We start from the raw sequence: 22,722 nt of genomic DNA on the forward strand, positions 1-22,722 counted from the left end.
TTTCGGAAACTGGTGTAAGGGAGTGACCGTGTTGTTGTCAGCTGAGAAATTGTCAGCTTTTCTGTCGCAACTCATGATGGAGAAGCAAGAGCTTGAGCGTCGGCTTCAGGATCATCGTCATTTTGGTCTAGAAAGAAGCCATCCTCATGATTCGATGGGTGAGCTGTCAAGTTATGATAATCACCCTGCTGATGAGGGGACGGAGCTATTTGAAAGAGAAAAAGATATAGCATTAAATGAGCATGAGCAATATGAGCTAGATAATATTAATCGAGCGATACAGGCGATTGAAGAAGAGACGTATGGAACGTGTATCGTGTGCGGTCAAGACATTCCAGTAGAGAGGCTAGAAGTGTTGCCATCTACTATTTATTGTATTGAGCATACGCCGGATCGAACGATTTCTCGTCATCGACCGGTTGAAGAAGAAGTATTAAGTCCACCATTTGGTCAATTTGAATATGATGGTCATCCAAATGAATCGGTCGTGTATGATGCAGAAGATGCATGGCAAGAGGTTGCAAAATGGGGGACATCTGAAACTCCATCAGATTTTGCTGCCCCTCCTGCTGATTATGATCATATGTACGTTGAATCTGATGAAAATATTGGATATGTGGAGGACTATGAAAATTTTGTTGGAGTAGATATTACAGGGGAACAGGTAACTGTTTATCCAAATAAACAACATGAACGCTATGAAGAAGAATTAGATGAGGAAGGCATCATGACTTCGTTTGGAGATTTGCCTCCATATGAACGTGAACCCTATACAGAAAGAACGAGAGATCAGTAAGGTTTATCAAAAGGTTCATCCGAACATTTTGTCAAGCGACCGCTCAAATCATGGTATGATAGGATAAATAAGTCATGGTAGGGGTCGGTTCGTATGTATGTAGTGCTTGTCAATCCAAAAGCAGGAAATAACCAGGGCGTCAAACGATGGCAACAATTAGAGAAAATATTTGTGAGCAAAAAAATGGCTTACGAAGCCTTCGTAACAGCATCTGAACAAGAAACGCGTGAGATTGTTTGGGAATTTAAAGAAAAGAATACGGTGACGGCTTTTATTGTGATCGGTGGAGATGGAACGATCCATACTGTGATTCAAGACTTAGCAGGAAGTGATATTCCGATAGCTGTATTGCCTATGGGATCTGGGAACGATTTAGCGAGAACTCTAAAATTAACGAACAATCCGAGCAAGCTAACTGAAGCCATTTTGAAACAGGAAGTAAGAGAGCTTGATGTCCTTCATGTAAACGGGAATTATTGCTTGACGATTGCAGCAACTGGCGTGGATGCGGAAATTACTGATCATGCCGCTCGTTCCTTTTATAAGCGATGGTTCAATTTTTTGCGAGTAGGTTCACTCACGTATATGCTCAGTGCTCTATTAGTCATTCCGAGATTTAAGCCGAGCCATGTAAAAATTAAAGTGGATAATGATCAATATATTGCTGAGAAGGTATGGATGGTCGCTTGTGGAAACACGCAAAGCTACGGTGGTGGAATGAAGGTTTGTCCGCTAGCTCATCCAACAGATGGAATTGTTGACCTTGTATTTTTGCATACAGTTAACAGGCGTATGATCATCAGCAAGTTATTACCTAAAGTGTATGCAGGGAAGCATATTAACAAGGATGGAGTCACGTATTTAAAAGGGAGAGATATTCGTATCTCTAGCGATCGTCCGTTGAAGATCATTGCTGATGGAGAGATTATAGGAGAAACACCTGTAGCTATTCGAATAAAGCCGAATGCCATTAAACTAATTGCCACATAAAAACTGGAGCGGCCAAGGCTACTCCAGTTTTTATTTTGTGGAAACGAGTTAAGCGACTTCGCTTTGCTTCGAGTGAACTTTTTTCATGAATAAGTTCACATCTTTTGGAACTTGTCTATCTAATTTAGACACGATATATACCGTTAAGAAGCCGATTGGTACAGTGATGATACCAGGCACTTTAAACTGCAGAGCAGGTGGAAGAGCGGAAGCAAAGAAGATCATAATCATCGAAACCGTAAGTCCAACAAGAAGACCAGCAATCGCTCCTTTTTCTGTCATTCCTCTCCACCAAATTCCGAATAGGAAGATCGGTGTAAACGTACTTGCAGCAACGGTAAATGCTAAAGCAACTAAGTGACCGATGGAAGCTTCTTTTACTAATAAGCCTAAGGCGCCATATAACACACCAAGAATGACGATGGAAATCTTTCCAGCCGTAACGCGTTGCTTTTGGGTTAATTCCTTTTTAGAGAAAGAAGCGTATAAGTCGTGAGCAAGAGCTCCCGAACTAGCAATAAATAGACCGGATAGATTCGAGAAGATCGCGGCAAAAGCACCAGCAATGACAAGTCCGAGTAACCATTTTCCACCTAATGCTTCGGCGATCGATGGTACAACCATATTGTCTCCACCAGTAATTAAGTTCTTCATAACTTCAGGGCTGACATTTCCTTCGATAAATAAAGCGCGTCCTACAACCCCAAGATAAACAGCAAATAAGAAGAAGACACTAGCAATACCAATCGCCATTAACGCCGATTTACGGGCTGCTTTGGCGCTTGGATTTGTGTAGAAGCGTAATAAAATATGAGGTAGACCAATGGTTCCTAAAGATAAACCAATGACTAATGATAATGTGTGTAAGAAATTAGGTGTGATAACTCCTGATGTAGACCAAGCTTGTCCATCTACAGCGACGTCTTTTCCGTCTTGCGTGAATTGAGCTGTGTTAGCGATTGTACCACTAAATTCCGTGATCGCAGCTAATATTTTTTCGTAATGAAGTCCACCATAAATGGCCGCTCCTACCATGATCACGAACGCACCGAGGCGAATCCATAGTTCTAATGCTTGGTTAAGAGTCGTTCCTTTCATGCCTCCAACTCCGACATAAAGAATCATAACGGAACAAGTAAAAATAATACCGAATTCATAAGAAGTGCCAAAAAACATACTTAATATTTGAGCAGCACCAAGCAGCTGAGGAGCGGCATAGAAGCCTGAGATTGAGAGAACGACGAGTACAGCTACTAAACGGGCGCGTTTGCTGTGGAAGCGATAGGCAACGAAATCAGCTACTGTATAAGCGCCAAATCTTCTCAACGGACCAGCAACGAATATGGCTAGAAGCGTTAATCCGATGGAAAAGCTAAACGTATAAAATGCTCCATCATAACCGATTGAAAAGGTTAAACCAGCTAATCCTAGAAATGTGGCAGCGCTTAAGTAGTCGCCAGCGATAGCGGAACCATTAGTAAACCAGCCGAAGGAACGACCACCAACGAAGAAATCACTAGCGCTAGAACTTTTTTTCGACAAATACGTAATATAAATAATCGTACCCATCAAGATAACCGTAAATAAATATTTAGGCTCTAATAATGTTTGGATCATGCGGTGTTTCCTCCTTTTGCTTCATTCTCGCTAACGGGCTGCTCATACTGTGCCAATCGTTTTTCATAACGCTTCGTATGAATATAAGCAATCAAGAATGCCATTCCCATCCCGATAATCGTCGTTAAAAACCAAGTGACCGACATCCCTCCCCAAAATTGGAAGAAAGCAAAGTCTTTAAAAAACCAATTAATGACTGGGATGAAAAAGATAAATAAATAGTAGAAAGAAGAAAGTCCTATACCTGTTCGAAATTCTGATTTCATAATGGCACTTGTGTCGGAATCTAGTGGTGGTAATTGAGCGGCATCAATCAGCCCTTGCGATTGATCTGTCATTTCGTATTCTTTTTCCACACATATCTCCTCCTTTTCTCAAATTATATATAATAATCCAACGAAAACCCTTACAATATAATATCAGAATATTATAAAAATTTGCTTGTTTTTGTCATTTGAGCACGTTACTATTGTTTATAGGAGGGTGGAGCTATGAAGTATAAGGTATGTCTTTCTCATGTAAGTTTAGCTATCTATCCTTTGCTGAAGGAATGGCTAGAAGAAAGGTTTGAAGATCGCCTTTTCGTAATTGATCGAGCTTATTCAGATGAACCCATTCATATTAAAATTGTTCAAGTCAGTCAGTTATATGATTGGGTGAAAGTAAATCGATTAAAGAAGCATTATGATTGCTATTATATATTGCTGCTTGATGAGGAGTGGGTGAATACAGCTCCCATTGCTATTCGCTTACAAATGCAATCTTTATTATTAAACCCAGTGAAAAAATCGGCTTTTTTTCGAAGTATCAATGAAGCAATTAATGTGCTAGACCAACAAGAAATCGCTTTGATTCAAGTGAAAGAGAAGAAAATTATCTCGGTACATAAAACAAAAATGAAGCTCAATGAATCGATGGAACATTATATACTAAGAAGGCTTTTGCATGAGGACATTGATTCGGAAAGTGAAATGATGGAGTCTTTATCCCTGTTTAATGCAAATGAATTTCCGAATACAGTGTGCTATGTACAAGGCTTTATTCATCTCGATGGTCATCCGATTGATGAAAATCAGTCCGTTCAGCTTATATGCTCGAACTTTAAACAGGAATTTAAGGGAGTTGTCCCTCGAGTATACTTCCTTCCTTTCCGCCGATCTTTAATTATTTTATTTCGGCAAACAGACAATATTTCTTCTATAAAAGAATGGAGGGAAGGCCGAGCAACCTTTGAAAAAATTGTTGATCGTCTGTTAAAGGAGTATCGAATTCAAATCTATATTGGAGTTGGCTCGCTTTATAATGATCCGTTATTGTTGCATCATTCGTTTAAAGAATCGAAAGTGGCAAGAGCGCTTCCGCCCTATTATGAAGTGTCCTTGCGATATTTCGAGGAAATTTCAAAAGAGCCCGATATAAAGAAAAGCACGGAATATATTGAAGATCACTTTTCAGAAGAAATGACTGCCAAAGATGTCGCGGGTCATGTGAATTTAAGTTATTCTCATTTCATTCGTTTGTTTAAGAAAGAAACGGGAAATACATTTTCAGAGTATATTACGTTTGTTCGTCTAAGAAAAGCTGTTTGGATGCTACGATATACAGATAAAACGATCGAAGAAATATCGGATGAAGTAGGCTTTAACACGCCTAATTACTTTAGTTCAACCTTTAAAAAAGTCATCGGCATCACCCCGAGGGAATTCCGGTTAACAAAGGAAATTGTTTTCGTATGAGAAGATGAGCAAAACTTTCACATAAAGAAAGCAGCACCGAGGTGGCGCTGCTTTCTTTTATTTAACTACTTGAAATATGTGGTTTTTTTTCAAGACGGGTTTTATTTTGAAGAGTACGTGGTGAAGAATTTCTCGACGATAGACGGAGTAAAGCGCTGGAGTGAGATGTAATGTCTTCATAAATAATTCAATGCGACGATCAATGTAACGATTCATTTGGTCTTGATAAAATAACTCTCTTGTTTTGATTTTCTCTTCTACCTCTTTTGAAAGTCGTACAGCAAATTGAGAAACAGAATAATCAAGTGTTCCGCAGAATTCAGCTACTGTCATAGCTCATTCCTCCTTCCTCCCAACATTGTAAATTGCTTATAAATACATCTTAACACATTCTTTACAAAAACTTAACATAAATATATTTATTTTTTTTTATTTTTATGGTATAAAGCCGCAAATGCGCAAATATTTGGATATTTATGGAGTTATTCCTAAAATTTATAGGTTATAAACAAAGAGTGACTCAAACGAAAAGTTTGAGTCACTTTGTTCTATTATTCACTTGCTTGTTGAACCGTTCCTTCTTTTGCTGGTACGGAACGTTTGAGAAACAGTGCGAGAATGAGCGCAATGGAAGCGATAGCGACCGAGACCGAGAACGAAAAATTAATGCCATGCAGGATGGCTTCATTCATGATCTGTGCTTTCATCTCACTTAACTGAGTAGCGGAGGAAAGATTTTGCATTGCTTCCTCTGATAATCTGTTTGCTTCTACTTCTGTTCTATTTTGCATCAATGTCACAAGAAAAGCGGAACCGACAGCACCTGATACTTGCTGCAGTGTATTGTTCATAGCTGTTCCATGCGGATTCATGTCAGCGGGTAATTGGTTCAGTCCGTTCGTCATCACCGGCATCATTACCATCGACATACCAAACATACGAAGAGTATAAATCATCATAATATATCCGTAGGAAGTCTCTAATGTTAATTGGCTAAACATATAAGTTGTTAATATCGTGATCGTTAAACCGGTCACTGCCAACATTCGTGCACCAAACTTATCAAATAATTTACCTGTAATCGGAGACATAATCCCCATCACAAGAGCTCCAGGTAGCATTAATAATCCGGAATGAAGTGGAGAAATACCTCGCAATGTTTGAACATAGATCGGCATTAATAGCATTGCTGAAAACATAGCCATTGAAATGACGACAGAGATCGCAGAAGAGAGCGCGAACATTGGATAACGATAAATACGAAACTCCAAAAGTGGCTCATCTAGGCGCAGCTGTCGAATAATAAATACAATGAGCGAAAGGACTCCAACGATAACGGAACCATAAACAAGTAGAGAATCCCAACCTTTTTCTCCAGCGGAACTGAATCCGTACAATAACCCACCAAAACCAATGCTTGATAAGATAAGCGATAACACATCGAGTTTGATTTGGCGTTGTGGTGTAATGTTTTTTAGTTTGAAAAAGGCAAGTAGTAAAGTGATGGCCGCAAATGGAAGAACGACATCGAATAATGTACGCCAAGAGTAGTGTTCAATAAGCCAACCTGATAACGTAGGGCCAATAGCGGGGGCTGTGATCATCACAAGCCCAAACATCCCCATCGCTGCTCCGCGACGTTCAATCGGAAAACTAACAAGCATAACGTTCATAAGTAAAGGCATCATCATGGCTGATCCTGACGCTTGAATCATTCGAGCGAACAATAGCACGTTAAGGGATGGGGCAAGACTAGCTAACAAAGTACCTGCTGTAAATAAAGTCATCGCAAAAATAAATAATTTTCGATTGGTGAATTTTTGGATGAAGAAAGCACTAGCAGGAATCAATATGCCGTTGACGAGCATATAACCTGTAGACAGCCATTGCACAGCTGAAGCCGACGCATTAAATTCTTCCATGATCGACGGAAGTGCGACATTTAATAGTGTTTCGTTTAAGATCGATACGAAAGCACCGACAAATAAAATAGCAATCATTCCATAAGGCGGTTTATTTATTGTTTCTTGTGTATTCAAATTTGCACCCTCCTATACTAGGTGTATAAAATAATATACTTATGTTATAGCAGGATCTTATTTTATACCGTTGTTACAAAAATAGCAACAAAAAAATTAATGAGGTTGATTCATCCTTGATAATAGGCTACGATACGGTTGTACAGGTAGTTCAATTGTGTAAAAATGAGGTGATTAAATGATGGATCGGAAACGCCAAGTCATTGAAATGGCACATATCCTTTTTATTGAAAAAGGCTATTCGACGACATCCATTCAAGATATTTTAGATAAAAGTAAAATTTCTAAAGGGACATTTTATAATTATTTCTCATCAAAGAAAGAATTATTAATGACGATATTTGAAATGATTAAGAGCGAAACGAATAAACGGCGTGTAGCTATCCTCGCTGGGCGATCGACTTCAGATCAAGAAGCATTTATAGAGCAAATTGCGGTCAAAATGAAAGTGAATCAAGAAAACAATTTATTCGCTCTTTTCCAAGGGGTATTTGCTTCAGGGGATGAGGAATTAAAGAAAGTAGTAAAAAGTCATCATTATGAGGAAATACAATGGCTACAAAAGCGAATGTTGGAATTATATGGTGAGGAGGTTTTGCCTTACTCATTAGATTTAGCAGTTGGACTGTTTGGGATGATGCAAAACTATATTCACTTCTTTCTAATGGTCGATCAAGGAATGGATATTGATAAAGTCATCCATTACTCTATTCGTCGCTTAGAAACGATTGTTGTCGATGTGAAAGAACGAGGCGACCAGTTACTAGAAGTTGATCTATTAAACAATCAGTTTTCGGAAACAAACTTGTTAAAAGTAAATAAAAAGCGGTTGATCATTCAGAAAATTAATATGATGTTAAAAGATGCGGATGAGGAGCAGAGTGAATTGTTGCTTTTTGTGCAAAATGAATTCAGTCAACAGGAACCCCGTCGAGCGATTATTGAGGCCGTTGTAGTTGCCATTGTTAATTCCGTAGAACTTAAAAGTTACATACAAGATTATTTTGAAATAAGTTGATAGGCGATTGCATTATTGAATCGTCTATTTTTTTATCCAATTTTAAATTATAAGAAAATTAAATAAAAAAACCTTGTCACTTTTCATGCTTTTTTCTATAATTAGAATACCGAATAACGGAATTTTGGTTCCGAATAATGGAACGAGGTGTGGGCGATGAATAAAACAGTTTTAAAATCAATGGAGATTATCCAACTATTTTTTAATGAGGAACAGCAAACTTTACAAGAAATTGTTGAAAAAACAAGCTTGCCAAAAACATCTGCGTATCGAATGGCAGAGTCACTATATGAACTTGGTTTTTTGCAAAAAAATGATGAAGGCGCTTACAAACTGGGGCTTCTTTTTTTACAACTCGGACAACTTGTGGCGGAGCGGTTAGAAATTAGAAAAGTGGCACTTCCGATGATGCATGAATTAAGAAAAGAGACAGGTGAAGCCGTCAATTTAATTATTAGAGAAAAAGATGAAGCGGTCTATATAGAAAAGGTCGATACGACAGAACGAGTGAGAGTGTATACACAAATTGGACGACGAGCACCTTTATACGCTGGAGCATGTCCACGGATTTTGCTTGCTTTCTTATCAGCTGAGGAAAAAGAAGGACTGATCAACCGAGCAACAATAAAGAAGTATGCCGATGGAACAATTGTAGATAAAGATGTACTTCGACAAATGTTAGTAAAAAGTAGAGAAGAAGGGTATTCGATTAGCCATTCTGAACTTGAAAATTATTCTTCAGCGGTGGCGGCACCCATTTTTGATCATATGGGAAAAGTCATTGCAGGAATCAGTCTTGTCGGGCCGGAAGCTCGTTTTCAAGATGAAGCCCATGTAGAATTTTTAATTATTAAATTAAAAAAATCAGCAGAAAAAATATCTAAAGAAATGGGATGGAAGGGGGATATAAGGGATGAAGGAACGGATTATTCCACTTGGTGATCGAGCGGTAACGGTTCGACTAGGCGATGAAATCAGTATGGATGTTCATCGAAAAGTTCGTGCTTTTACTAGACATTTAGAAATAGAGAAGTGGCCGGGAGTAGAAGAGTGGGTTCCGTCGTTTGCTGCGATCACGATTTACTACGATCCTTTACAAATAAGCTTGCAAAAATTAAAGGAACGAATATTAGAAGACATTGAAAAAATTGCCCATGAAGAAGAAAAAGAGCCGCGTTTACTTCGTATTCCGGTTTTATATGGCGGAGAAAGTGGTCCAGATCTTAAAGGAGTAGCGGCCTTTCATCAACTCGATGTTGAAGAAGTAATTAAACTTCATACAGAACCAGAATATATTGTATATATGATCGGATTCGCTCCTGGATTTCCTTATATTGGAGGGTTGTCGGAGCGGCTTTATACACCGAGAAAAGAAACGCCTGATTTACATATTCCTGCTGGTTCTGTCGCTATAGGAGGTCAGCAGACCGGAGTGTATCCCATTCAATCTCCAGGTGGATGGCATGTCATCGGTCGGACACCTTGGGACTTATTTAATCCAAAACAGCAGCCTCCAAGCTTACTTCATGCGGGTGACAAAATTAAATTTGTAGCAATTGATGAATGTCAATTCGAGGAAGAGAGGAGGAATATACCGTGTCGATGCTGATTACTCGTTCTGGATTTTTTACTACTGTTCAAGACCGCGGTCGAACGGGAAACAGACAATATGGTGTAGTGGTGTCTGGAGCAATGGACGATTTATCGCTTCGTCTTGGCAATTGGTTAGTTGGAAATGAATGTGGAGCTGGTGCACTAGAAATGACGATGACAGGAGCGAGCGTTCAATTTGATGAACCTGTTTTTGTTGCTTTCACTGGAGCAGAAGCGAGCATTGAATGCCAAGGGAAGCCAATTCCGATGTGGCGTCCCGTCTATATACCTCAAGGAAGTGAAGTACATGTGAAGCGATGTATACAAGGTAGCCGCGTCTATTTATGCATCGCTGGAGGAATAGATGTACCGAAAATATTAGGTAGCCGATCAACTTATGTTCGAGGTCCATTCGGTGGTTTTGAAGGTCGAGCGTTGAAAAAGGGGGACAGCCTTCCGATTGGCCGACCAAATGAAATGATTCAAGCAGTGATTGATGCTATACCTAAAGCAAATGTTCGTGTATTAGCGACGAATTGGGGAATTGCTCCTTCCGTTTATCAATGTTTAAAAAATACTCGTGTGCGCTGTATAGAAGGAAGTGAGTATTCTTACTTTACGACCGCCTCACAACAAGACTTCTGGCGGACACCTTATAAAATTACACCAGAATCCGATCGAATGGGTTTTCGACTAGACGGTACTCGTTTAGAAATGAGTGGGTCAAAAGAAATGATTTCTGAAGCAGTGGCGATTGGGACAATTCAAGTACCTTCATCAGGTCAACCGATCATTTTAATGGCCGATCGGCAAACGACAGGTGGGTATCCGAAAATAGCGAATGTGATAACCTTTGATATTCCTACCCTTGCCCAAAAGCTCCCTAGAACGGAGCTGCATTTTGAGTATGTCACACTAGAAGAAGCTCAACGATTATATGTGCAACGAGAGCGGGAATTGCAAATGATTCGATCAGCTATTCAGTTGAAATGGAGAAAGGAGAAGAACAATGAAAGTAGATATTAACTGTGACTTAGGGGAAAGCTTCGGGGCTTATCGAATGGGGACAGATGAAGAGATTATGCCTTTTATCACGTCTGCTAATATTGCTTGCGGCTTTCATGCCGGAGATCCTGTTGTGATGCGCCAAACAGTAAAATTGGCATTAAAGCATGGGGTAGCTATTGGAGCTCACCCGGGATTTCCAGATCTCGTTGGGTTTGGACGCCGGCCGATGGAACTTTCTATTGAAGAAGCATATACATCGGTTTTATACCAACTGGGTGCTTTATCTGCTTTCATTCAGGCAGAAGGAGGAAAACTACATCACGTAAAGCCGCACGGAGCGCTTTATAATATGGCGGCAAAAGACAAGGAACTAGCGGAAGCTATTGTTCAAGCCATTGCAGACTTTGATGCCTCACTCATATTATACGGATTGTCGGGAAGTGAATTGATTAAAGCAGGTAAGGAAGCTGGGTTAAAGGTAGCTGAAGAAGTATTTGTTGATCGCACCTACCAAACAGATGGGTCATTAACAAGCAGACGAGATCCTCAAGCCTTTATTGCTACGGACGAAGAAGCTGTTCAACAAGCGCTTCGTATGGTGCAGGAAGGGAAAGTGCAAGCAGTGACTGGAGAAACAATTGACATTTCAGCACATACCATTTGTATTCACGGAGATGGTCCTCATGCCCTCATTTTTGCTAGTTATATTCGTAAAGAGCTTGAAAACCGAGGAATCATCATCCAGACGATTAAATAGAAGGGGGAAACAGCATGAATTCACAAAAAAAAGGTAGCACGTTAAATTGGAGTGTGTTGCTTGGTGCGGCATTTTTAATGGCCACATCAGCCATCGGTCCTGGTTTTTTAACACAAACGACCGTTTTTACGCAGCAATTAGCTGCCAGCTTTGGCTTTGTTATTTTAATTTCAATTGTTTTAGATATCGGTGCTCAAACAAATATTTGGCGAATCTTAATAGTTTCAGAAAAGCGTGCTCAAGATGTGGCGAATTTGGTTTTTCCGGGGCTTGGTTATTTGATTGCTGTTCTCATTGTTCTTGGAGGAATCGCCTTTAATATTGGAAATGTTGGTGGAGCTGGTCTTGGAGCGAACGTAATATTTGGGGTTTCTCCTGTCACAGGTGCTATTATTAGTGCGGCGATTGCCGTAGGAATCTTTCTTGTAAAAGAAGCAGGAATATTAATGGACAAATTTACACAAGTAATGGGCTTTGTCATGATTGCTCTTACGGTGTATGTAGTATTTCAAGCCGATCCTCCAGTAGGAGAGGCAGTAATCAGAACATTCGCTCCAGAAAAAGTGGATTTCTTAGCGATTGTGACGTTAGTTGGCGGTACTGTTGGTGGTTATATTACTTTTGCTGGTGGTCATCGTTTGTTAGATGCAGGAGTGAAGGGAGTAGAGGCGATTCCTCAAGTAACAAAAAGCTCTATTTCGGCTATTGGAATTGCATCTATTATGAGAATTTTCTTGTTTTTAGCTGCTTTAGGTGTTGTGTCTCAAGGGTTTATTTTAGATGGAGATAATCCTCCAGCATCTGTGTTCCAACATGCTGCTGGAGATATTGGCTATAAACTATTTGGTGTGGTTATGTGGGCAGCAGCCATTACGTCTGTGATTGGTGCTGCTTATACATCCGTTTCCTTCATCCGTACTTTCCACCCGTGGTTAGAGCGCCATCATAAAGCAATTATCGTTGTTTTTATTATTCTTTCTACGACTATTTTTGCAACGATTGGCCAGCCGATCAAAGTGTTGATTCTTGCTGGTGCATTAAATGGATTAATCTTACCGATTGCTTTAGGTGTGATGTTAATTGCCGCACATAAACAATCCATTGTCGGATCTTATCGCCACCCACTTTGGATGACATTGTTTGGAATTATCGTAGTAGTATTAATGGCATACATGGGGGGATTTACATTATTCAATGAATTACCTAAATTATTTGGTTTCTAATTAGAAAAGGTCGATCATCATATTGAAGCATATGGTGATCGACCTTTTATTATAAAATAATTTCAGCAGGTTTTACTTGAATAGCTGATAGCTGGTAGGTTTTGTGACGTAGGGAATCAACATTAATATGTTGACGAGCGACACCTGAGTGAATAGCAGCGGCGGCTACAGCAGCGGCTACTTCTGGTGCAACCCGGGCGTCAAATGCTGAAGGGATAATATAATCATCTGCTAGTTCATGGTCTGCTATGAGGGAAGCGATGGCGTGAGCAGCGGCAATTTTCATTTCTTCATTAATATCAGTTGATCGAGTATCAAGTGCTCCGCGGAATATCCCTGGGAAAGCAAGAACATTATTTACTTGGTTAGGGAAGTCTGAGCGTCCTGTGCCAATCACTTTAACTCCGGCTGCTTTTGCCTTTATCGGATCAATTTCTGGGTTAGGATTGGCCATCGCAAAGACGATCGGATCTTGTGCCATTGTACGGACCATTTCTGATGTTAACGCTCCAGCAGCAGACACACCAATAAATACATCACTATTGATAATCGCTTCTTCAAGTCGGCCTTCTATTCGGTTAGGATTAGTAAACGTTGCGATGTCTTCTTTTACAGAGTTCATCCCATGAGGTCTTCCTGCATATATCGCTCCTTTAGAATCACACATAATGATTTCCTTTACGCCAAAGCTATATAATAAGTTAGCGATAGCGATCCCGGCAGCACCTGCGCCATTTATAACGACTTTAATATCGCTAAATGTTTTGTGCACGAGCTTTAAGGAATTAATTAAGCCAGCAAGTGTGACGATGGCTGTTCCGTGTTGGTCATCGTGGAAAATGGGAATATCCATTTCTTTTTTTAACCTTTCTTCGATTAGAAAGCAATTAGGTGCTTTAATATCTTCCAAATTGACGCCACCGAAGGAAGATTGCAATAATTTAACGGTCTTGATCACTTCTTCAGGATCTTTCGTGTCGATACAAATAGGGAAAGCATCAACGCCCGCGAAATTTTTAAACAAAATGGCTTTTCCCTCCATAACGGGTAGCGAGGCATCTGCTCCGATATCACCAAGACCTAAAACGGCTGTCCCATCTGAAACGACTGCAACAGTATTCGCCTTCATAGTATACTCATATATCTTTTCGGGATGAGCATGGATCTCTAAGCATGGTTCTGCTACTCCAGGCGAATACACTAGACTTAAATCTTTAACATTCTTTACATTTAATTTCGCTGACGTTTCTAACTTTCCTTGGTGGTGTCGATGAATTTCTAAAGCATCTTCTCGCAAATTGTGCATACGTTTACTCTCTCCTTTTGTTATTTAAGTAAAATTCTCTAAGAAGCCTGCATTATAAGTTAATGTTTTTTATTGTATAATAGGCTAAAAAGATAATCAACAAAATTTTCAGAAAATTAACAAAAATATCTAATTGTTTATCCCGCATTAACGGGCTGTAAGACTCCCATCTCAACATGACAGAAGGAGCGCAGACATGTAGGTGGGAGATCAACAGCCCATAAAAGCCCGATTGGTTCAACTAACAATCAGCGGGGATGAAGAAAACCCCACTGATTGAAGTTTCACTTTATTAGAAAAAAATAAATATTCAAAAAAGAGTTGCTATTGATCATTTGATCCTGTACAGTAATAAAAACGAAAAATTTTAAATTAAATAGGTTCTTATCAAGAGAAGTGGAGGGACTGGCCCGATGATACTTCAGCAACCGACTATTTGTAAGTCAAGGTGCTAAATCCAGCGGACGAAAAGTCCGAAAGATGAGAAGAAGTGATAGAAAAAGCCTTCTTCTTAAGAAGGCTTTTTTGTTTTTTCTAAATAAATCGCTACTAGTAAGGAGAGGATAACATGGGAAATAAGCATATAGAGACGATTTTAGCGCAAATTGGGAATCGGAGTGAAGAACAGACGGGGGCAGTGAATCCACCTGTTTATTTTTCTACCGCTTATCGCCATGAAGGAATTGGGCGTTCTACCGGATTTGATTACATTCGTACAGGAAATCCGACTAGACAGATTGTAGAACAAGCAATAGCCGAGTTAGAAGGAGGAGATGCGGGGTTCGCTTTTTCTTCAGGTATGGCGGCTATTCATACGATTCTATCGTTAACTGAGCCTGGAGATGAATGGCTTGTATCTGCGGATCTTTATGGAGGCACTTATCGATTGTTCGAGAAAATGTGGAAAAAGTATCGCGTATCGTTTACTTATGATAGCTTTCAAAATTTGTCTAAAACGAGAGAGAAGCTATCGCCAACTACAAAGGTCATCTTCCTTGAAACGCCAACGAACCCTCTTTTACAGGAAGTAGATATAAAAGCTGTAGCCGCTTTTGCTAAGGAGAATGGGCTGTTATTGATTGTTGACAATACGTTTTATACGCCATTGCTTCAACGTCCACTTTTAGACGGAGCGGATATTGTCATCCATAGCGCGACGAAGTATTTAGGTGGACATAACGATGTATTGGCTGGACTAGTAGCTGTGAAGGGTGAGGAGTTAGCAGGAAAAATAGCAGAGCTACAAAATGCCGCCGGAGCGGTCTTATCACCGTTCGATTCTTGGTTATTAATTCGGGGGTTAAAAACATTAGGGCTGCGAATGAAGCAGCATGAAGAAAACACTAAGCAAATAGCAGAATTCTTGCGATGTTGTCCGGAAGTAACGGATGTTTTTTATCCAGGGCGTGGAGGAATGCTATCTTTCCGAATAGCTTCAGAAAATTGGGTCGATCCTTTTTTACAAAGCCTTCAGTTGATCTCATTTGCGGAAAGTCTCGGTGGAGTTGAAAGCTTTATTACGTATCCCGCTACACAGACTCATATGGACATTCCAGAAGAGGTACGGCTCGAGCGTGGAGTTTGTAATCGTCTGCTTCGATTTTCGGTCGGGATTGAGCATACTGAAGATTTATTAGCTGATTTAACACAGGCATTTAACATAATGAAAGAGGAGTGATAGGTATGGAAAAAACATATTCCTTTCAAACGAAATTATTGCATAATCGTCATAAATTTGATGAACAAACAGGCGCAGTAAGCGTTGCTGTGCAGCATGCGTCCACCTTTCATCAAGCGGATTTTGACCAATTTGGCAATTATGATTATAGTCGTTCAGGCAATCCAACAAGGGAAGCATTAGAGGAAGCGATCGCTGAATTAGAAGGCGGAACGAGAGGATTTGCTTTCTCATCAGGTATGGCAGCTATTTCTACCGCGTTTTTATTACTTTCGCAAGGAGATCATGTTTTAATCACGGAAGATGTATACGGGGGCACGTATCGAATGGTGACGACCGTGTTAAACCGATTTGGGATTGATTATACATTTGTTGATATGAGCAATTTACATGAAGTGGCTTCAAACATAAGAGAAAACACGAAGCTTATTTATATCGAAACACCGTCTAATCCATTATTAAAAGTGACTGACATTCGTGGGATCGTTAAGCTAGCAAAGGCACATTATTGTTTAACTTTTGTCGACAATACGTTCTTAACACCCGCGTTACAACAGCCTCTTGAGTTAGGTGTCGACCTTGTTCTGCATAGTGCAACAAAGTTCTTGTCCGGTCATAGCGATGTATTAGCTGGGCTGGCTGTAACGAAAGACGAACAATTAGGCGACCGCTTATATCAGCTTCAAAATACGTTTGGCGCTGTATTAGGTGCTCATGATTCTTGGCTTGTATTAAGGGGCCTGAAAACTCTTCATGTACGCTTAGAGCAGTCTTCCGAAACAGCTAAAGAGTTAGCTGACTTTTTACAAAAGCATGAACTAGTCGAGAAAGTTTATTACCCTGGGTTAACGGATCATCCAGGACATGAAGTACATTCCTATCAAGCAAGAGGGGCAGGGGCCGTCCTTTCGTTTGAATTGAAAAATGAAGAGGCAGTTAGGCAGTTTGTTCAACATATAAACATTCCTGTGTTTGCTGTTAGCCTCGGAGCAGTAGAATCGATCCTTTCCTATCCAGCTAAAATGTCACATGCGGCGATGCCTAAAGAGGAAAGAGTTAAGCGTAGCATAACAGACGGGTTGTTGCGATTTTCTGTCGGATTAGAATCTTCAGCGGATTTAATTGCAGATTGTCGTCAAGCATTGCAACAAGTAAAAGCTATCAGTGCATGTAGCTGAAAATCCATATAAAGGGTCTGCTATCTGTTTAATTATCTGTGCAAGCAGACCCTGAAAAATGCCTCAAGAAGTCTACTTCATTCGTCTTAAAAGGAAGCTTGCAATAAGTACTAAAATGACAGCTCCAATTAAAGCGGGAATAATCGCAATTCCTGCCATCGTTGGTCCCATAGCTCCAAGCAACTTGCCACCAATCCAAGCCCCGATAATGCCAGCGATAATATTACCGATAATCCCACCAGGAATATCTTTACCAAGAATAACTCCAGCGAACCAGCCAATGAGTCCTCCAACAATTAAATACATAATGAAGCCCACTTTTTATTCCTCCTTATCATGTTTGCTTAGTTTAGTTTATTTATTCCCTTATTCGCTTATGCAAACCGTCAATTATTAACTAAGTTTAACGTTTTTTTGTATTGTAAAAGCCGACCGCATACCTGTAAATTATGTGCGGACGGCTGATGACACCGATATTAAATTCTACTTTCTACTTCTTGGCACACTTCTTCAGCACTCCTGCCGCTTGCTTCAATAATTGATCTTTTTGTCAGTGTTTCTTGAATGCCCATTAAGTTTGCATCTAAGCCTGTAATGACACAACAATCACATTGCTGTATGTCGGATTCATTTTTTAAATCGACAACTTGATGACCTTTTTCCTGCAACGCTTGCTTCACGTTTTGAAGAGTAAGTTCGACACCGATTGTGGCCAATGATAACACCTCCTGATGATATCCTTTTCTAAAAGGACAAATATTATTCTTCACTAATGATCTATATAGTATGTAAACAGCAACTCTTTTTTTTAATGGTTCACTTACTCACACAAAAAGAAAAACACCAGGAAAATTTGTTTTCCTAGTGTTTTTTTCGCTCGCTTTAAATCAACATCCCAGCGATTGCCGCACTTAATAACGATGCAAGGGCACCAGCAAGAACTGCTTTAATTCCTAAGCGGGCAATATCTGACCGGCGATTCGGTGCTAGGTTGCCAAGACCACCGAGCAAGATGGCCATCGATGAAATGTTAGCAAATCCGCAAAGAGCAAAGCTTAAAATTGCCGCTGTTTTTTCAGATAAATTCGGGATTTCAGGGGCGAAATTCGAATAGGCAACAAATTCATTAATGACTACTTTTTGGCCGATATAATTACCGGCTTGAATGGCTTCTTCCCATGGGACTCCAATGGCAAAAGCAAGTGGAGAAAAGATATAGCCAAGCAGGAGTTCAAGCGACAGATTTTCTATGCCGATGAGCCCGCCGATGAAGCCAAATATCCCATTAATCATAGCTACTAAGGCGATAAAGGCTAGAAGCATGGCACCGATATTTAACGCTAATTGTAAACCGGTACCCGCTCCTTTAGCGGCCGCGTCAATTACGTTTGTGGAATCAGAATCTACTTCCATTTCGAATTCTTTCGGTTCAGGTTCTGTGCTCGTCTCAGGAACGAATAATTTTGCCATGACAAGTCCAGCAGGAGCAGCCATGAAGCTAGCAGCTAGCAAATACTCTAGAGGCACGCCTAATAATGAATAACCGACAAGAACAGAGCCAGCGACAGAAGCTAATCCACCTGTCATGACCGCAAATAACTCCGATTCCGTCATTTTATTAATATAAGGCTTAATCACAAGTGGTGCTTCCGTTTGTCCGACAAAAATATTGGCTGCAGCTGAGATTGATTCTGCTTTTCGAGTGCCTAGTAATTTAGCGAGCGCACCACCGATAAATTTGATGAAAGCTTGCATAATTCCTAAGTAATAGAGAACAGAAATTAAAGCAGAAAAGAAAATGACGACGGGTAACACGTTTAAAGCAAAGACAAAGGTGATGTTTGATTCCTTTGTATATAACCCGCCAAATAAAAAGTCAATTCCTGCTCGTGAATAGTCAATAATGGCATTGACGAGCATTGTGAAGTCCTGCATTCTCGCTTGTCCCCAATCCCATTTTAAAACGATAAAAGCGAACAAAAGCTGAATGGCTAGTCCACCAAGTACAGTTCTCCATTTAATCATTTTTCTATTTGTAGAAAAAACATAGCCAATTCCAAGAATGACTAAAATCCCAAATAGACCCCAAATATACGTCATAATTAATTCACCTCTATATTTCACTTTTTGACACACCGGTGTATAGTTTATAATGAGATAAAAAGATATACAATAATAAAATAGTCCGTTTTTCACAGTAAAATTTAACAGGGCGCTATTATTAATATTTTACTTAAATGAAGGAGCATAAACATGAAAATAAGAAAAACATTGTTACATGACAAAGAAATCAAAGTATATATATACGAAAATAAAAAAGAAGAGAGCTTTGTTGTAGCTGTTCCAGCCCAGCAGTGGTCTATTTCTTTTACGTATGAAGAGAGCGGAGAAAGCTTAGTAAACGAAATGTCTACTTCATTAATAAAAACAGGGCTAGAAGAGGAGCCTGCTGTCGGATTAGCTCACCGAATTTATCAATGGACGTGCGAAATGTAATAGACATTTCTTGCGTTTTTCGCTATATTTTTTTCAGGGCAATTGACGGATTTTAATTTTGAAAGGATTTGGCTACTACATGGCTTCATTAAAAGAAGAAGTTCTCTCTAGAAGAACATTTGCGATTATTTCCCATCCAGATGCGGGAAAAACAACATTAACAGAGAAATTATTACTGTTTGGAGGCGCCATTCGTGATGCCGGAACAGTAAAAGGAAAGAAAACAGGGAAATATGCGACATCTGACTGGATGGATATTGAGAAGCAACGGGGGATTTCGGTCACTTCCTCTGTGATGCAATTTCAGTACGATGATTATCGAGTCAATATTTTGGACACACCTGGACATCAGGACTTCAGTGAAGATACGTATCGAACGTTAATGGCAGTAGATAGCGCCGTCATGATTGTGGATGCGGCGAAAGGAATCGAAGCACAAACGATTAAGTTATTTAAAGTATGTCGCATGAGAGGGATTCCTATTTTCACCTTTATTAATAAATTGGATCGACAAGCAAAGTTACCACTAGAACTTCTAGCTGAGCTTGAAGAAGTGTTAGGCATCGAGTCTTATCCGATGAACTGGCCGATTGGAATGGGAAAAGAATTCTTTGGTATTTATGATCGTTTTAATCAGCGAATTGAACAATTTCGTGTGGACAATGAGGAGGACCGTTTCCTTCCTTTGAATGAAGACGGAGAATTAGCCGTTGATCATGACATCAAGAAATCCTCTTTATACGATCAAACATTAGAAGAAATTATGCTTCTTGAAGAAGCAGGGAATGAATTTTCAGCAGAACGAATTGCTAACGGGACATTAACACCAGTATTCTTTGGGAGTGCGTTAACAAACTTTGGTGTGCAAACATTTTTAGAAACGTATTTGCAATTTGCTCCACCGCCACAGCCACGTAATTCTGATAAAGGCGAAATTGATCCGGTTAGTGACCAGTTTTCTGGCTTTATCTTTAAAATTCAGGCGAATATGAACCCTGCTCACCGTGACCGCATTGCTTTCTTTCGAATTTGTTCAGGAAAGTTTGAACGTGGGATGAGCTTGACGTTAACACGAACAGGGAAATCATCTAAAGTGTCACAGTCGACGCAGTTTTTAGCGGATGACCGTAGTACTGTTAATGAAGCAGTGAGTGGAGATATTATCGGCTTATACGATACAGGAACGTATCAAATTGGTGATACGTTAGTCGGAGCAAAACCATTCTTTCAATATGAAAAGCTCCCACAATTTACACCGGAGCTGTTTATGAAAGTATCAGCTAAAAACGTCATGAAACAAAAAAGCTTTCATAAAGGGATTCAGCAGTTAGTGCAAGAAGGGGCCATCCAGCTTTATAAAACGATGCACACAGAAAACTATATTTTAGGTGCGGTAGGTCAGCTTCAATTTGAAGTGTTTGAGCATCGAATGAAAAACGAATATAACTCAGAAGTGATCATGGAGCCAATGGGTTCGAAAATTGCTCGTTGGATTGAAAATGAACAAGATGTAAAAGAAAGCTTATCGAACTCTCGTAGCTTGCTTGTAAGAGATCGCTATGACCGTCTCGTCTTTTTATTTGAAAATGAATTTGCTTTACGTTGGTTCAGTGATAAGAACGAAAACTTAAAATTGTATAATATTATGGAATAAATAGGTCAAAACCAGTTAGAAAACTCATTTTCTAGCTGTTTTTTTTTACTTATATAGAATAATGGATTGACACAAGTGTTCAATTAGATAATAATGAAAAGTACATGCTTCAATGCAGAAAAGCGTTCAAGCAAAAAAGTAATTGCATATATTAGAGGTGTACAAAATGTTTAAAGTTGAGTCATTAATGAGGCCTACGTTAATGCAAGCGTTGGTATTAGTTGGGGTCATCATTACAGTTATTAGTTCGTCGATTATTAACCTCGGGTCTGTCCCGCATATCCCTATTCTTATTTCGATCTTATTATTGCTAGCTTTTGGGGTATTCAAAAAAGTTCCATTCAAAAAGCTTGAAGGCGGTATGTTAGATGGGGCGAAAAGTGGAATGGGTGCCGTCTTTATCTTTTTCTTTATTGGTGTTTTAGTAGGTAGCTGGATTTTGTCTGGAACAATTCCAACGATGATCCACGCCGCTTTTGGACTAGTGACACCTAAATTTTTTTATAGTGTCGTTTTTCTTGTGACAGCGATCGTTGGTTTAGGCATTGGAAGTTCTTTAACGACGGTAGCAACGCTTGGAGTCGCCTTTATCGGTGTGAGTCAAGCGATGGATGCGTCTGTTGCGATTACGGCCGGTGCGGTCGTTTCTGGTGCCTTTTTTGGTGATAAGATGTCTCCTTTATCCGACACGACAAATTTAGCAGCATCGATTGTCGGTGTTGATTTATTTGAACATATTCGCAATATGGCGTGGACAACGATTCCAGCTTTCTTCATTACCGTGCTATTATTTGCGGGAATTTCACCGGAAATGACAGGAGTGGATTTCCCAAAAATCCAAGCGATCAAGGCTACGCTACTAGAGATGAATCTAGTTCATTGGTATTCTTGGTTGCCAGTGGTTCTATTATTCATCCTCTCTATTAAAAGAGTGTCTCCTTTTGTTACGTTAGCATTAAGCTCTATATTGGGGATTGCGTTATCATTTATTCATTCAAATCATACAATCGCTGACGTCTTTCAAGTGATCTTTTCTGGATATGTAGCAGAGACAGGAAATGCGGAAGTAGATGCTTTATTATCAAGAGGTGGAATGGAAAGCATGATGTTTACGGTTTCTCTCGTGTTGCTTTCTTTAAGTCTCGGAGGCTTATTATTTTCACTAGGTATTATTCCACGCCTGTTCGAGGCGATTGAGCATCGTTTACAAAAGGCATGGAGTGCAGTAGCTGCAGCAGCTACTTCTGCTATTGGTGTGAACTTTATTATTGGAGAACAATATTTATCGATCTTATTAACAGGAGAAGCCTTTGGACGGCAATTCGAAAAAGTAGGGCTTGCGAAGAAAAATTTATCAAGAACACTTGAAGATGCGGGTACGGTGATCAATCCGCTCGTTCCATGGAGTGTATGCGGGGTGTTCATTACGAAAATGCTCGGCGTCCCTACCCTTGACTATTTACCATTTGCTTTCTTTTGTTTATTAAGTCCACTGTTAACCGTTCTATTTGGTGTGACAGGATGGACATTAACGAAAACTAAATAAGAACGAAAAAGGAGATTAACAAATTTCACTGTTAATCTCCTTTTCGTTTGTTAAATAATTCGTTGGGGGAAAATATGAGAGGGATTA

22 protein-coding genes and 1 riboswitch are annotated in these 22,722 nt (G+C 39.7%); of the genes, 14 read left to right on the forward strand and 8 right to left on the reverse strand.

Annotation, left to right across the window (positions count from 1 at the left end):
* Positions 1-31: 31 nt before the first annotated feature.
* Both ACSVDJ_RS05910 and ACSVDJ_RS05915 read left to right on the forward strand, forming a co-directional pair.
* Complete coding sequence (locus tag ACSVDJ_RS05910; RefSeq protein WP_439169446.1) at positions 32-796, forward strand: yteA family sporulation protein; 765 nt, start codon at positions 32-34, stop codon at positions 794-796.
* A 93-nt stretch (positions 797-889) separates the two neighbouring features.
* The gene (locus tag ACSVDJ_RS05915) at positions 890-1,786 is read left to right on the forward strand and encodes a diacylglycerol/lipid kinase family protein (protein ID WP_439169445.1); all 897 of its coding nucleotides are present in this window, start codon (positions 890-892) and stop codon (positions 1,784-1,786) included.
* A 48-nt stretch (positions 1,787-1,834) separates the two neighbouring features.
* Here the strand turns inward: ACSVDJ_RS05915 and ACSVDJ_RS05920 are convergent, their stop codons facing one another.
* Together ACSVDJ_RS05920 and ACSVDJ_RS05925 are read right to left on the reverse strand one after the other, a co-directional pair.
* The gene (locus ACSVDJ_RS05920) at positions 1,835-3,403 is read right to left on the reverse strand and encodes a sodium/solute symporter (protein ID WP_439169444.1); all 1,569 of its coding nucleotides are present in this window, start codon (positions 3,401-3,403) and stop codon (positions 1,835-1,837) included.
* Complete coding sequence (locus ACSVDJ_RS05925) at positions 3,400-3,759, reverse strand: hypothetical protein (RefSeq protein WP_439169443.1); 360 nt, start codon at positions 3,757-3,759, stop codon at positions 3,400-3,402. The genes ACSVDJ_RS05920 and ACSVDJ_RS05925 overlap by 4 nt, the downstream gene beginning before the upstream one ends.
* Before the next feature lie 135 nt (positions 3,760-3,894).
* Between ACSVDJ_RS05925 and ACSVDJ_RS05930 the strand changes: the two genes are divergently transcribed.
* Positions 3,895-5,139 carry an AraC family transcriptional regulator gene (locus tag ACSVDJ_RS05930; protein WP_439169442.1) on the forward strand — a complete coding sequence of 415 codons (1,245 nt, stop codon included), beginning with the start codon at positions 3,895-3,897 and terminating at the stop codon, positions 5,137-5,139.
* A gap of 57 nt (positions 5,140-5,196) precedes the next feature.
* Here ACSVDJ_RS05930 and ACSVDJ_RS05935 read toward each other — a convergent pair whose 3' ends face one another.
* Both ACSVDJ_RS05935 and ACSVDJ_RS05940 read right to left on the reverse strand, forming a co-directional pair.
* Entirely contained in the window at positions 5,197-5,472 is a 276-nt protein-coding gene (locus ACSVDJ_RS05935) for a hypothetical protein (RefSeq protein WP_439169441.1), read from the reverse strand.
* 218 nt (positions 5,473-5,690) lie between these two features.
* Positions 5,691-7,139, reverse strand: coding sequence for a DHA2 family efflux MFS transporter permease subunit (locus tag ACSVDJ_RS05940; RefSeq protein ID WP_439169752.1), 1,449 nt, complete (start codon positions 7,137-7,139; stop codon positions 5,691-5,693).
* 217 nt (positions 7,140-7,356) lie between these two features.
* Here ACSVDJ_RS05940 and ACSVDJ_RS05945 point away from each other — a divergent pair, with 217 nt between their 5' ends.
* The 6 genes from ACSVDJ_RS05945 to ACSVDJ_RS05970 all read left to right on the forward strand — a co-directional run bounded on the left by ACSVDJ_RS05945 (position 7,357) and on the right by ACSVDJ_RS05970 (position 12,777).
* Positions 7,357-8,196 (forward strand): TetR/AcrR family transcriptional regulator, encoded by an 840-nt coding sequence (locus ACSVDJ_RS05945; RefSeq protein WP_439169440.1) that lies wholly within the window; start codon positions 7,357-7,359, stop codon positions 8,194-8,196.
* Positions 8,197-8,352: 156 nt separating this feature from the next.
* Positions 8,353-9,138: an IclR family transcriptional regulator gene (locus ACSVDJ_RS05950; protein WP_439169439.1), complete on the forward strand. Its 786-nt coding sequence runs from the start codon at positions 8,353-8,355 to the stop codon at positions 9,136-9,138.
* Positions 9,110-9,805, forward strand: coding sequence for a 5-oxoprolinase subunit PxpB (gene pxpB / locus ACSVDJ_RS05955; RefSeq protein WP_439169438.1), 696 nt, complete (start codon positions 9,110-9,112; stop codon positions 9,803-9,805). The genes ACSVDJ_RS05950 and pxpB overlap by 29 nt, the downstream gene beginning before the upstream one ends.
* Complete coding sequence (locus tag ACSVDJ_RS05960) at positions 9,760-10,815, forward strand: 5-oxoprolinase/urea amidolyase family protein (protein WP_518620235.1); 1,056 nt, start codon at positions 9,760-9,762, stop codon at positions 10,813-10,815. The genes pxpB and ACSVDJ_RS05960 overlap by 46 nt, the downstream gene beginning before the upstream one ends.
* Positions 10,799-11,554: a 5-oxoprolinase subunit PxpA gene (gene pxpA / locus ACSVDJ_RS05965; protein ID WP_439169437.1), complete on the forward strand. Its 756-nt coding sequence runs from the start codon at positions 10,799-10,801 to the stop codon at positions 11,552-11,554. Before ACSVDJ_RS05960 ends, pxpA begins: the two co-directional genes overlap by 17 nt.
* A gap of 14 nt (positions 11,555-11,568) precedes the next feature.
* Complete coding sequence (locus ACSVDJ_RS05970; RefSeq protein ID WP_439169436.1) at positions 11,569-12,777, forward strand: NRAMP family divalent metal transporter; 1,209 nt, start codon at positions 11,569-11,571, stop codon at positions 12,775-12,777.
* Positions 12,778-12,826: 49 nt separating this feature from the next.
* Here ACSVDJ_RS05970 and ACSVDJ_RS05975 read toward each other — a convergent pair whose 3' ends face one another.
* A complete protein-coding gene (locus tag ACSVDJ_RS05975; protein ID WP_439169435.1) occupies positions 12,827-14,083 on the reverse strand; it encodes an NAD(P)-dependent malic enzyme in 1,257 nt (418 codons plus the stop codon).
* Between the two features lie 381 nt (positions 14,084-14,464).
* Positions 14,465-14,570: riboswitch (SAM riboswitch) on the forward strand.
* An 81-nt stretch (positions 14,571-14,651) separates the two neighbouring features.
* Here ACSVDJ_RS05975 and ACSVDJ_RS05980 point away from each other — a divergent pair.
* Together ACSVDJ_RS05980 and metC are read left to right on the forward strand one after the other, a co-directional pair.
* Entirely contained in the window at positions 14,652-15,761 is a 1,110-nt protein-coding gene (locus ACSVDJ_RS05980) for a methionine biosynthesis PLP-dependent protein (RefSeq protein ID WP_439169434.1), read from the forward strand.
* 5 nt (positions 15,762-15,766) lie between these two features.
* Complete coding sequence (gene metC / locus ACSVDJ_RS05985; protein WP_439169433.1) at positions 15,767-16,939, forward strand: cystathionine beta-lyase; 1,173 nt, start codon at positions 15,767-15,769, stop codon at positions 16,937-16,939.
* Positions 16,940-17,011: 72 nt separating this feature from the next.
* Here the strand turns inward: metC and ACSVDJ_RS05990 are convergent, their stop codons facing one another.
* The 3 genes from ACSVDJ_RS05990 to ACSVDJ_RS06000 form a co-directional block, all read right to left on the reverse strand.
* Complete coding sequence (locus tag ACSVDJ_RS05990) at positions 17,012-17,257, reverse strand: GlsB/YeaQ/YmgE family stress response membrane protein (RefSeq protein ID WP_439169432.1); 246 nt, start codon at positions 17,255-17,257, stop codon at positions 17,012-17,014.
* Positions 17,258-17,415: 158 nt separating this feature from the next.
* Entirely contained in the window at positions 17,416-17,655 is a 240-nt protein-coding gene (locus ACSVDJ_RS05995; protein ID WP_439169431.1) for a YkuS family protein, read from the reverse strand.
* Positions 17,656-17,821: 166 nt separating this feature from the next.
* Positions 17,822-19,039, reverse strand: coding sequence for a NupC/NupG family nucleoside CNT transporter (locus ACSVDJ_RS06000; RefSeq protein WP_439169430.1), 1,218 nt, complete (start codon positions 19,037-19,039; stop codon positions 17,822-17,824).
* 153 nt (positions 19,040-19,192) lie between these two features.
* Here ACSVDJ_RS06000 and ACSVDJ_RS06005 point away from each other — a divergent pair, with 153 nt between their 5' ends.
* From ACSVDJ_RS06005 to nhaC, 3 genes are all read left to right on the forward strand, one after another.
* Complete coding sequence (locus ACSVDJ_RS06005) at positions 19,193-19,435, forward strand: YueH family protein (protein WP_439169428.1); 243 nt, start codon at positions 19,193-19,195, stop codon at positions 19,433-19,435.
* A 79-nt stretch (positions 19,436-19,514) separates the two neighbouring features.
* Positions 19,515-21,089, forward strand: coding sequence for a peptide chain release factor 3 (locus ACSVDJ_RS06010; RefSeq protein ID WP_439169426.1), 1,575 nt, complete (start codon positions 19,515-19,517; stop codon positions 21,087-21,089).
* A 166-nt stretch (positions 21,090-21,255) separates the two neighbouring features.
* Entirely contained in the window at positions 21,256-22,635 is a 1,380-nt protein-coding gene (nhaC, locus tag ACSVDJ_RS06015) for a Na+/H+ antiporter NhaC (RefSeq protein WP_439169425.1), read from the forward strand.
* Positions 22,636-22,722: the final 87 nt, after the last annotated feature.

The sequence above is a fragment of the Bacillus sp. Hm123 genome, from assembly GCF_051842975.2.
GTDB lineage: Bacteria > Bacillota > Bacilli > Bacillales > Domibacillaceae > Bacillus_CE.

Coding starts and splice junctions, on each gene's coding strand:
- ACSVDJ_RS06010 (WP_439169426.1), top strand. CDS start 19,515: ATGGCTTCATTAAAAGAAGAAGTTCTCTCTAGAAGAACATTTGCGATT.
- ACSVDJ_RS06005 (WP_439169428.1), top strand. CDS start 19,193: ATGAAAATAAGAAAAACATTGTTACATGACAAAGAAATCAAAGTATAT.
- ACSVDJ_RS05970 (WP_439169436.1), top strand. CDS start 11,569: ATGAATTCACAAAAAAAAGGTAGCACGTTAAATTGGAGTGTGTTGCTT.
- pxpB (WP_439169438.1), top strand. CDS start 9,110: ATGAAGGAACGGATTATTCCACTTGGTGATCGAGCGGTAACGGTTCGA.
- metC (WP_439169433.1), top strand. CDS start 15,767: ATGGAAAAAACATATTCCTTTCAAACGAAATTATTGCATAATCGTCAT.
- ACSVDJ_RS05960 (WP_518620235.1), top strand. CDS start 9,760: ATGTCAATTCGAGGAAGAGAGGAGGAATATACCGTGTCGATGCTGATT.
- ACSVDJ_RS05980 (WP_439169434.1), top strand. CDS start 14,652: ATGGGAAATAAGCATATAGAGACGATTTTAGCGCAAATTGGGAATCGG.
- ACSVDJ_RS05945 (WP_439169440.1), top strand. CDS start 7,357: ATGATGGATCGGAAACGCCAAGTCATTGAAATGGCACATATCCTTTTT.
- pxpA (WP_439169437.1), top strand. CDS start 10,799: ATGAAAGTAGATATTAACTGTGACTTAGGGGAAAGCTTCGGGGCTTAT.
- ACSVDJ_RS05915 (WP_439169445.1), top strand. CDS start 890: ATGTATGTAGTGCTTGTCAATCCAAAAGCAGGAAATAACCAGGGCGTC.
- ACSVDJ_RS05920 (WP_439169444.1), bottom strand. CDS start 3,403: ATGATCCAAACATTATTAGAGCCTAAATATTTATTTACGGTTATCTTG.
- ACSVDJ_RS05935 (WP_439169441.1), bottom strand. CDS start 5,472: ATGACAGTAGCTGAATTCTGCGGAACACTTGATTATTCTGTTTCTCAA.
- ACSVDJ_RS05940 (WP_439169752.1), bottom strand. CDS start 7,139: ATGATTGCTATTTTATTTGTCGGTGCTTTCGTATCGATCTTAAACGAA.
- ACSVDJ_RS05950 (WP_439169439.1), top strand. CDS start 8,353: ATGAATAAAACAGTTTTAAAATCAATGGAGATTATCCAACTATTTTTT.
- ACSVDJ_RS05975 (WP_439169435.1), bottom strand. CDS start 14,083: ATGCACAATTTGCGAGAAGATGCTTTAGAAATTCATCGACACCACCAA.
- nhaC (WP_439169425.1), top strand. CDS start 21,256: ATGTTTAAAGTTGAGTCATTAATGAGGCCTACGTTAATGCAAGCGTTG.
- ACSVDJ_RS05930 (WP_439169442.1), top strand. CDS start 3,895: ATGAAGTATAAGGTATGTCTTTCTCATGTAAGTTTAGCTATCTATCCT.
- ACSVDJ_RS06000 (WP_439169430.1), bottom strand. CDS start 19,039: ATGACGTATATTTGGGGTCTATTTGGGATTTTAGTCATTCTTGGAATT.